Origin of the sequence: Helicobacter monodelphidis (assembly GCF_003288845.1) — a bacterium.
Classification (GTDB): Bacteria; Campylobacterota; Campylobacteria; order Campylobacterales; family Helicobacteraceae; genus NHYN01.
Genome location: NZ_NHYN01000034.1, coordinates 1 through 7,723, shown reverse-complemented (window position 1 = coordinate 7,723; position 7,723 = coordinate 1). Strand labels below are relative to the sequence as shown.

11 protein-coding genes are annotated in these 7,723 nt (G+C 35.3%); 8 read left to right on the top strand and 3 right to left on the bottom strand.

Annotation, left to right across the window (positions count from 1 at the left end; all coding sequences use genetic code 11):
- The coding region (locus CCZ01_RS09395; RefSeq protein ID WP_146745246.1) for a phytoene desaturase family protein at positions 1-1,521 on the top strand (1,521 nt) is incomplete at its 5' end.
- Between the two features lie 217 nt (positions 1,522-1,738).
- Here the strand turns inward: CCZ01_RS09395 and CCZ01_RS09390 are convergent.
- The 3 genes from CCZ01_RS09390 to CCZ01_RS09380 form a co-directional block, all read right to left on the bottom strand.
- Positions 1,739-2,680: a DMT family transporter gene (locus CCZ01_RS09390; protein WP_181566385.1), complete on the bottom strand. Its 942-nt coding sequence runs from the start codon at positions 2,678-2,680 to the stop codon at positions 1,739-1,741.
- A gap of 117 nt (positions 2,681-2,797) precedes the next feature.
- On the bottom strand, positions 2,798-3,115 hold the full coding sequence (locus CCZ01_RS09385; RefSeq protein ID WP_181566384.1) for a hypothetical protein: 318 nt from the start codon (positions 3,113-3,115) through the stop codon (positions 2,798-2,800).
- Positions 3,116-3,192: 77 nt separating this feature from the next.
- Positions 3,193-4,074 carry a metallophosphoesterase gene (locus CCZ01_RS09380; protein WP_112052959.1) on the bottom strand — a complete coding sequence of 294 codons (882 nt, stop codon included), beginning with the start codon at positions 4,072-4,074 and terminating at the stop codon, positions 3,193-3,195.
- A gap of 250 nt (positions 4,075-4,324) precedes the next feature.
- Here CCZ01_RS09380 and CCZ01_RS09375 point away from each other — a divergent pair, with 250 nt between their 5' ends.
- The 7 genes from CCZ01_RS09375 to CCZ01_RS09345 all read left to right on the top strand — a co-directional run bounded on the left by CCZ01_RS09375 (position 4,325) and on the right by CCZ01_RS09345 (position 7,485).
- Positions 4,325-4,582 carry a ComC/BlpC family leader-containing pheromone/bacteriocin gene (locus tag CCZ01_RS09375; protein WP_112052958.1) on the top strand — a complete coding sequence of 86 codons (258 nt, stop codon included), beginning with the start codon at positions 4,325-4,327 and terminating at the stop codon, positions 4,580-4,582.
- Between the two features lie 15 nt (positions 4,583-4,597).
- Positions 4,598-4,993 (top strand): hypothetical protein, encoded by a 396-nt coding sequence (locus CCZ01_RS09370; protein ID WP_112052957.1) that lies wholly within the window; start codon positions 4,598-4,600, stop codon positions 4,991-4,993.
- Positions 4,994-5,124: 131 nt separating this feature from the next.
- Positions 5,125-5,397, top strand: a complete 273-nt coding sequence (locus CCZ01_RS09365; RefSeq protein WP_112052956.1) for a hypothetical protein — start codon at positions 5,125-5,127, stop codon at positions 5,395-5,397.
- Positions 5,398-5,450: 53 nt separating this feature from the next.
- Positions 5,451-5,813 (top strand): hypothetical protein, encoded by a 363-nt coding sequence (locus CCZ01_RS09360; RefSeq protein ID WP_112052955.1) that lies wholly within the window; start codon positions 5,451-5,453, stop codon positions 5,811-5,813.
- 42 nt (positions 5,814-5,855) lie between these two features.
- Positions 5,856-6,266 carry a hypothetical protein gene (locus CCZ01_RS09355; RefSeq protein WP_112052954.1) on the top strand — a complete coding sequence of 137 codons (411 nt, stop codon included), beginning with the start codon at positions 5,856-5,858 and terminating at the stop codon, positions 6,264-6,266.
- A gap of 3 nt (positions 6,267-6,269) precedes the next feature.
- A complete protein-coding gene (locus CCZ01_RS09350; protein ID WP_112052953.1) occupies positions 6,270-7,076 on the top strand; it encodes a hypothetical protein in 807 nt (268 codons plus the stop codon).
- A 16-nt stretch (positions 7,077-7,092) separates the two neighbouring features.
- Positions 7,093-7,485 carry a DUF4156 domain-containing protein gene (locus CCZ01_RS09345; RefSeq protein WP_112052952.1) on the top strand — a complete coding sequence of 131 codons (393 nt, stop codon included), beginning with the start codon at positions 7,093-7,095 and terminating at the stop codon, positions 7,483-7,485.
- Positions 7,486-7,723 lie beyond the last annotated feature (238 nt).

Genomic DNA, 7,723 nt, shown 5'->3' with positions numbered 1-7,723 from the left:
GGGGGTTGTGCGACTTGCTTCAAACGCAAGGGAATGTTGATTGATGCAGGATTACATGAGCTTGACTGGGGAGATTCACGCACTGATATGAAACGCTCTATCTTTAAAGAACTTGGGCTTATGGAGAGACTTACATTTATTCCACTCCCTACCGCATGGAGTATCATAGAATCAAATACACAAAATCCCCCTATCACTATCCCACACAAAACAACTAAAAATGCCCTGATAGCAATGTTTCCAAACGAATCTAAAGGCATAGAACAATACTTCAAAAAGCTTAAAACTCATACATACCTTAATCGCAAATTTCCTTTTATGATGGGTTTTTTTGATTTTTTCTTTGCTCCACTCACTACCCTATGGCGTCTTGGGTTAAATGCACTTCAAAACCGCAGTGTAGGCGATATGCTCGACTCTCTAATGACAGACTCTAAACTTAAAAGAATTTTAAATATTAATCTTGCCTACTTTCACCACAATCCTTATAAGTTTGATTGGAATTACCATGCAGTCGCCCAGTCAAACTACTACCATCAAGGAATGTATATTAAAGGTGGCTCACAAGAGCTTTCTGATGCCCTTGCACACATCATCACAGAAAACGGCGGGGAAGTTAAAAATAATGCTGATGTCATACAGATTTTACTTGATGAAAATACAAAGATAAAGACGGCTAATGGTGTTATATATAAGGACAAAAAAGGACAAGAACATAGAATCTTTGCAGAACAAATTATTGCAAATTGCGACCCAAATATTGTATATAAAGAACTTTTGAAGGACTTAGCACCAAGTGAATATGAAGCAGATTCAAAACAAACAGAAGCATTCACCACTAAAACTTCGCTCCTATCCATATATATGGTTTTTGAGAAAAATCTAAGTGAAAAATATCCAAATATGGACTATTCAAGCTTTATTGTGGATTCTGAAAACTTTGCACAACCCTTTAACCCTGACACAAGCAATCAATTTAATATTCCACTTGAGAAACGCGATTTTGTATTTGTGAATTACTCCAAAATTGAGAGTGGATTAAGCAATCGAAACGATAGATATTTTGGCGTGATAACAACATTAAGCAGTTATGAAGAATGGGACAATCTAAACCAAGAAGAATATAATGCAAAAAAACAAGCCTTAAAAATGAATTTTGAAACACGTTTAGAAGAAATATTTCCAAATATTATGAGCTATTGTATTCATTCCGAACTTGCCACACCAAAGACGATAAAGCGATATACCCGCACGAGCAATGGCACTCCTTATGGTTATGAGCAGAGCATTCAAGGCTTTTGGGGACGTGGGAGGTTTACTTCAAAATCTATCAAAAATCTGTATTTTGCCTCTGCATTTGGATTCCCTGGTGGTGGCTTTACAGGAGCAATACTCTCTGGCTATCGCACAGCTAGGAAGATTTTAGATCCCCATTTTTATGTGCGACAATTAAGCTTATGTGTGTTATTTGGAGCTATATTAAGTCTTGCTATCATAGAATGCATTAAACTCTTATCGTGAATTATACCATATTCTGAAGGGATAAAAATATTGTAAAGCTTATAAATTTATAATCTCATTTACAAAACTTGAATAATATAAGTTATCTAAAAACATACAAACTAATAGAATAACTATAGCTTAGACTTAGAACATCTAAAGGCTACAAAAGCTAATACTTAAGGAATAGGTCATTCCTTGTAGACTTAAAATAATATATATTTAATAATTTTATTAATCAATTTTTATTCTTTATTCTTCTCCATTCACTTATACAAGAGGGCAAAGCAATCAATATGCCCGAAAAAATAATCAAAGATATGCCACTTAACGTTAAGAGATTTGGAAAAGCATCACCCAAATAAAAGCCTAAAAATAAACTCCATACGATTCGCATATAACTAATAGGTGCAATCACACTCGCAGGTGCAAACATATAGGATTTTGTCATCAACCACTGCCCAATCGTCCCAATTACGCCTGCCATAACAAATAAAAGCAAATCAAAAAAGTTTGGCATAATAAATCCTCCCATTTTTTCAATGGGTAGCAACATTCCTAAAATTCCAACAACACTCATTGAAATTCCATACCACAATACCACCGCACCACTTTGGTAATATTCCTTCAAACTCCTTAAAGTCATAAACGCAAAAGCTGCACTCATTGCACCGACAATTCCTGCAACCGCATTAATAATAGGAATCTGACTAGTGTTTGGGTTTGCAACCAACAAGACTCCAGTAAAGCCAATCAGTGTCGCAAAAATACTGAACAAATTTGGACGTTCCTTTGTAAAAAATGTAAAAATTACCATAAAAATTGGCATAGATTGCAAAAATGCCGTTGAAATTCCAAGTGGAATTGTCGCAAAATTATAAAATGCAAGACTCATTGAAATAGCTCCAAAAAAAGAACGAAGCAAGATTTTCCTCACGCCACCCTTTTTCTTAGAATACAGATTCGGACGCTTGAAGTTAAAATTTCCTAAACGATTCACCGCTGGAATGGAACAAAATAGCAACCACATAGCAAGAACCATAAAAAATGCTCGAAAGAAAATATTTTCCATCGAAGAATAACCTAAAGAAGTAAGATATTTTACAATCGCATTCATCAATGCAAAGAAAAAAGTAGAGGCAAACATTAAAAAAATGCCCTTTGCAAGTTCCGAAAACATTTCAATCCTTTTTATTTTTGGCATTGTAACATTTTTCACATAAAGGTTTGATATGTATGCAGAGAGAATCAAATTAACTAGGAAGGCTTGAATGTACAATGCATTCAAGCCTTTATTTTAAGCACCTTTAAGAATTGCACTTAGTATCGGCGTATCTTTAGAATTTTTTGGTGCATTCATTGCAAATAAAGTTGCCTCTTGTAGAGTAAACTCACTTAAAGGCATAGAATCCTTACTAGGCTGAAATAAGGTAGTTTGAGAATTCCACTCTGAAAAAGGTGTTGCCTCAAAACGCTCAAAAATCGGCATAGGAGAAACACTTAATTCTGTTGTTTGGCGACTCTCATCGCCATGAATCCTATCCACTGGCTTATTTGAATAAGGATAGGTATAATATCCTATATTAGGGGTTGAGTATGTTCCTGAAATATACATGCAAAACTCCATTAGAATTTTGAATGCAAATGCATTCAAAGGAGTGAAAGCAAAAAAAGTTCCAATAACCTTTTGTGTCAATATTTGTCGCTTGGCTCTAGTGTAATATAGACAACTTCAGGCGGATTAAAAAATCGTGGACGCATTATATCAAAATTCATACCTCGACTCACAACTAAATTCTGCTGTAAGCCTATAGAATAAAACCCACCTGCATACTTAGGAAAAATCCCTTGATTAGGTGCATATAAACCATTCAATAAATAAGGAATACGTATCAAACCACCATGTGCATGCCCACTTAAAATAAGATTGAACGGCATGTTCTTATAAAGCTCTATAAATTCTGGACGATGTGTAAGAAAAATCTTAAATGTGGATTCCTTAGCCTGAATTTCAGACTCAAGTGGATTTAGGTATTGCTCTATCCAGCGCACAGAACCCTTATCATTAATATTTGCTAAACGATTTCCCTCTAAATCATAATATGTAATACTAGGGTCATCTACTCCTATAATAAAAATTTCCTCTCCCTTTAATGTAACCTTTTCTTGAGGGTAAGAGGAGTCCAGAACAATAAAACCCTGTTCTTTTGCTATTTGTTTGTTCTTCTTTGCACCTATAGAGTGGAATTCATGGTTGCCTGTTACATAGTAAATTGGTATTTGCAAAAATTCTTGGCGCAATCGTTGTAAAAATACAATACCCTTTTCTGCTGGCTCATTATCATCAACAATATCCCCCACCAACATAATGCAATCAATAGGTTTTGAATGGAGGATAGAAAAAATGGTATTGTAGTAAAAGACACTTGAATGCACATCAGCAATCAAAGCAATATGAATGGGTCGCTTCAAAGGTGCTGGAATAGAATATTCTTGTAGACGCATAGGTGCATAAAATCCAAAACAAAGAATAACGAAGCAAATTGCAAGAAAACTTAATTTTACTTTAGACATTTCATTCCTTTTTCAAGGTATTATAGCATATCTCTAGCTTACCTTACCACTCCCTATCATAAAAGCAGAATAAAATTATACTTACCCATTAAATAAATATTAAATTTTTAAAATTTTGGGTAAAAAAGAAACATCATAAAAATATTTATCCATTTTTTCGTAAAAAAATATTGATATTTGAGATTTTTTTAATAGAATCTGTCTGGGTATAGAAATTTAAACCCAAGTATTAATATTAAAGGAGTCAAGAATGAAAAAGGTTCTTGCGACTGCTGTATTAGCAGGTGTTTTTAGTGTAGGTGCATTTGCACAAAGTGCGAACACAGATGATGTTTTAGCTCTTGCAACCAATGGGCAATTAACAGAGCAAAGTGCTGGGGTTAGAACTCTTAATGAAACAGAGTTGGAAGAAGTTAAAGGCGGGGGATGGTGGTCAGACATACGCTATCCTCTCTTAATTGGTGTCGCAACAGCTGCCGGTTTAAACCCACTTGTTATTCTATTTTAGCCTAAGGAGTAAATTATGAAATGCCTCAAACTATTATCTGTGTTTGCCCTTTGTGGCTCTCTTTATGCTGCAGAGCAAGCAACATATAACAAGGCTGTGCTTTATGGAAGTGTGGGCGTAGGAGCGACCACACAAAATTATAAGGCAAATGGCAATAAAAAGAGTTCTGGGGCGGGCATTTTAAGTGCTGAAATAGGCGTGAGCATTAATGAACAATTCAAGGTAAAAGCAGATACTTTTCTTTCACTCAGTGATGGTAATTTCTTTGGAGACTCTTACCCCTATGTTTCTTCAAACCTAAAGCCTCTCCTATATGAGGGAACACCTTCAGATATTCAAACCGATTATGGTGCGTATATCGGCTACAACCTTTTGAGTCTTGCAGGATTTAAAAATCAAACACTTTTTTAAACACAGGCATAAGACAATTCCATAATACAAGACTTTATGATGGAACTTACTTAGAACATTCTTACTTCAGCATCCCGATTGAGCTAGAGGGAGAAGCATTTTTAAATTCAGAATCTTCAATCCTTTATGCCTTGAGATACTCAATCCCTATTGATGGCAAACAATCAAACGGAAAATACAAAGAGACTTCTCACACAAATCTTGATGTAAGTGGGACAAATATTGAAGCTAAAGTTGGCTATTCAAGGGCGATTAGTGAGAAAACAGATGCATTTATTAGTGCTTTTATCCACCATTCAAACACAAAAGAAACGCCAGATTTTACATCAACAAATCACATTAAAAATACGCGTGTAGGTTTACAAATTGGTATTAGAGGGAATTCTGCAAGAATTAATCGCTAATTTTATGAGGGTTGGCTATAGGAGTTAGCCCTCGATGATAAGGTAGAAACATAATGAAAAAATTTTTATTATTGGTATTAGGTATCCAAACATGGGTTTTTGCACAATACAATGGCTTGTATTCTACAATATTGGTTGGCTTTGATCAGTTTTATTTAACAACACAAGATAAAGCAAGCAAAATCCGCAACCCTATGCTTAATTCCATTTATGCAGATATTGGTTATCGCTTTGAATCAGGCTACAAGCTTGAGGCTTTTACTGGTTATTCAGCTGGCAAAATGGCAAAAAGGGGTTCTTTTAGTGGAGAATGGTTACCTAATATGAATCCGGAATTCTATAATCAACCGCGTAGCGGGGCGACAACGATTGTTTCTGACTTAGCACTCAAAGGAGGCTATAATCTTTTAACATAACAATCACCACTTTTCTTAAATATTGGCGTTCAGTATCGAATCATGAGCGACAGCACTATCCCCGTTTCATCAGCTGGAAGACACCTCTATGCCCTGCTAGAATTAGAGGGAGAGAGAGAAATAAATTCACAATATTCCTTGTTATATCACATTACCGCTCTTATTGGGAATGGGGAGAGGGAAGTTGGGATAAGCAAGGATCAATCTTATAATCTGATTGCAGAGAAAAATCCACTCCTAACAAATAGCTCCTATGGATTGTCTCTAGGAGTTGGAACTGCTTACAAAATAGATAAAGATTATATAATTATTGGTCAGCTTTTGCTTGATTTTATGCGCCATGCAGATTCTTCCAAAGAAACGGTTAATGTTTCTCATATTCCTATTACTTTTAGCTACCCTGCCCATCAAACATTGCGTATGGGATTCCAGTTTGGCTTACAATGGAGGTAAAGAATGCGTATTTTTTTAATTATTTCTATCTTGATTCTACCTTTGATTGCTGAAGATTCTAAGCACAGATTAGATTTAATGATGGGTCTTGATAGTGCATACTACCATTATGAAGAACCCTCCATTATGAAACAATATGGATTGGCAGTTGGAATGAATGTGGGGACAGACTATATCTACAATCAAAGTTTTAAGGTAGGTGCTGAAGGTCGTTTCTTGTACGCCATTGGTGCATACGAAGGTGGAACGCTCAACACAGGTAGCACAACTTATCAAGATGAGAAGGTTATTTCAGGAATGGCAAGCTCCATTATACAAACAGAATTTAAGACTGGAATAAATCTTTTAAATCTTTTAGGATTCAGGGATTCGAGTCTTTTTTTACAGGGCGGATTTGGTTATTGGTATTTAAATGATCCTCTAACCTTTGCAGCACGGGTACAACAATACCAATACATTCCTTTGGAACTGAAAGGAAATATCAGCATTAACAGCCAAACAAGCTTTGATTATCTACTAGGCTACCATCATTTCTTATCAGGTAAAAATAAAGGTGGAATGTCTCAGGTCAATTGGAGTAATGATATTTTCCTAAAGCAAGAAAAAGGATTTGGGTTAAAAGCTTTAGTTGGGACAAGCCACAAAAAAAGTGAACGGTATTCTGTATTTTACCACCTCACTTTGGATTATTGGAAAATTGATGATTCCGATTCAGCACCTTCTGTTTCAGAGTTTGGAATTCTTAAGTCTTATTATGAACCTAAAAACTACACATTCGCTATAGGATTTAGGACTGGCATAAAATTTTAACTAAAAGGAACATACAATGAAAAAAGCATTATGGTTAATTGGCACTTTAATGTTGGCGGGTTGCTCCACGCAACCTACACTTCTACAAGAAGAAGCAAAGGCTGTGCAAATTGTGTATGAAAAACCTCAAAATTGCACTTATCTAGGCGAGGTATCAGGCTATAAAAAACAAAGGATGTTAGCGGACTTTAAAGCTTCACTTCAAGAAATGAAAGAATATGCAAAAAATGATTTACGCAATAATGCCCATAAGAAAGGGGGCAATATCGTTTTCATTCATCAAGCAAGCAAAAATGATGCACAAAGCTCAAGCTTCTATTTGCAGGCTGGTTCTGTTGCTGTTCCGATGACAGGGGAATCTTATGTGAATGAAATGCTTATTGAGGGCTTGGTATATCATTGCCCATAAATCTCTAACATTTAATAAATCCACCCAACCACTAAAGATGGTTGGGCTTCTTGTTTCATTGATAGACACTAGCATCAAGTATGCTACTATATTTTAATATCCCACTAGTTATTTCCACAGGTATAACTTCAGATCATTCCTACCTTAGATTTATCTATTTCAGTTAGCATACTAATTAAGCCTTTTATACTAAGGGTTTATAAAGCTATAAAATTATATTGATTGGTTATCTTATCTA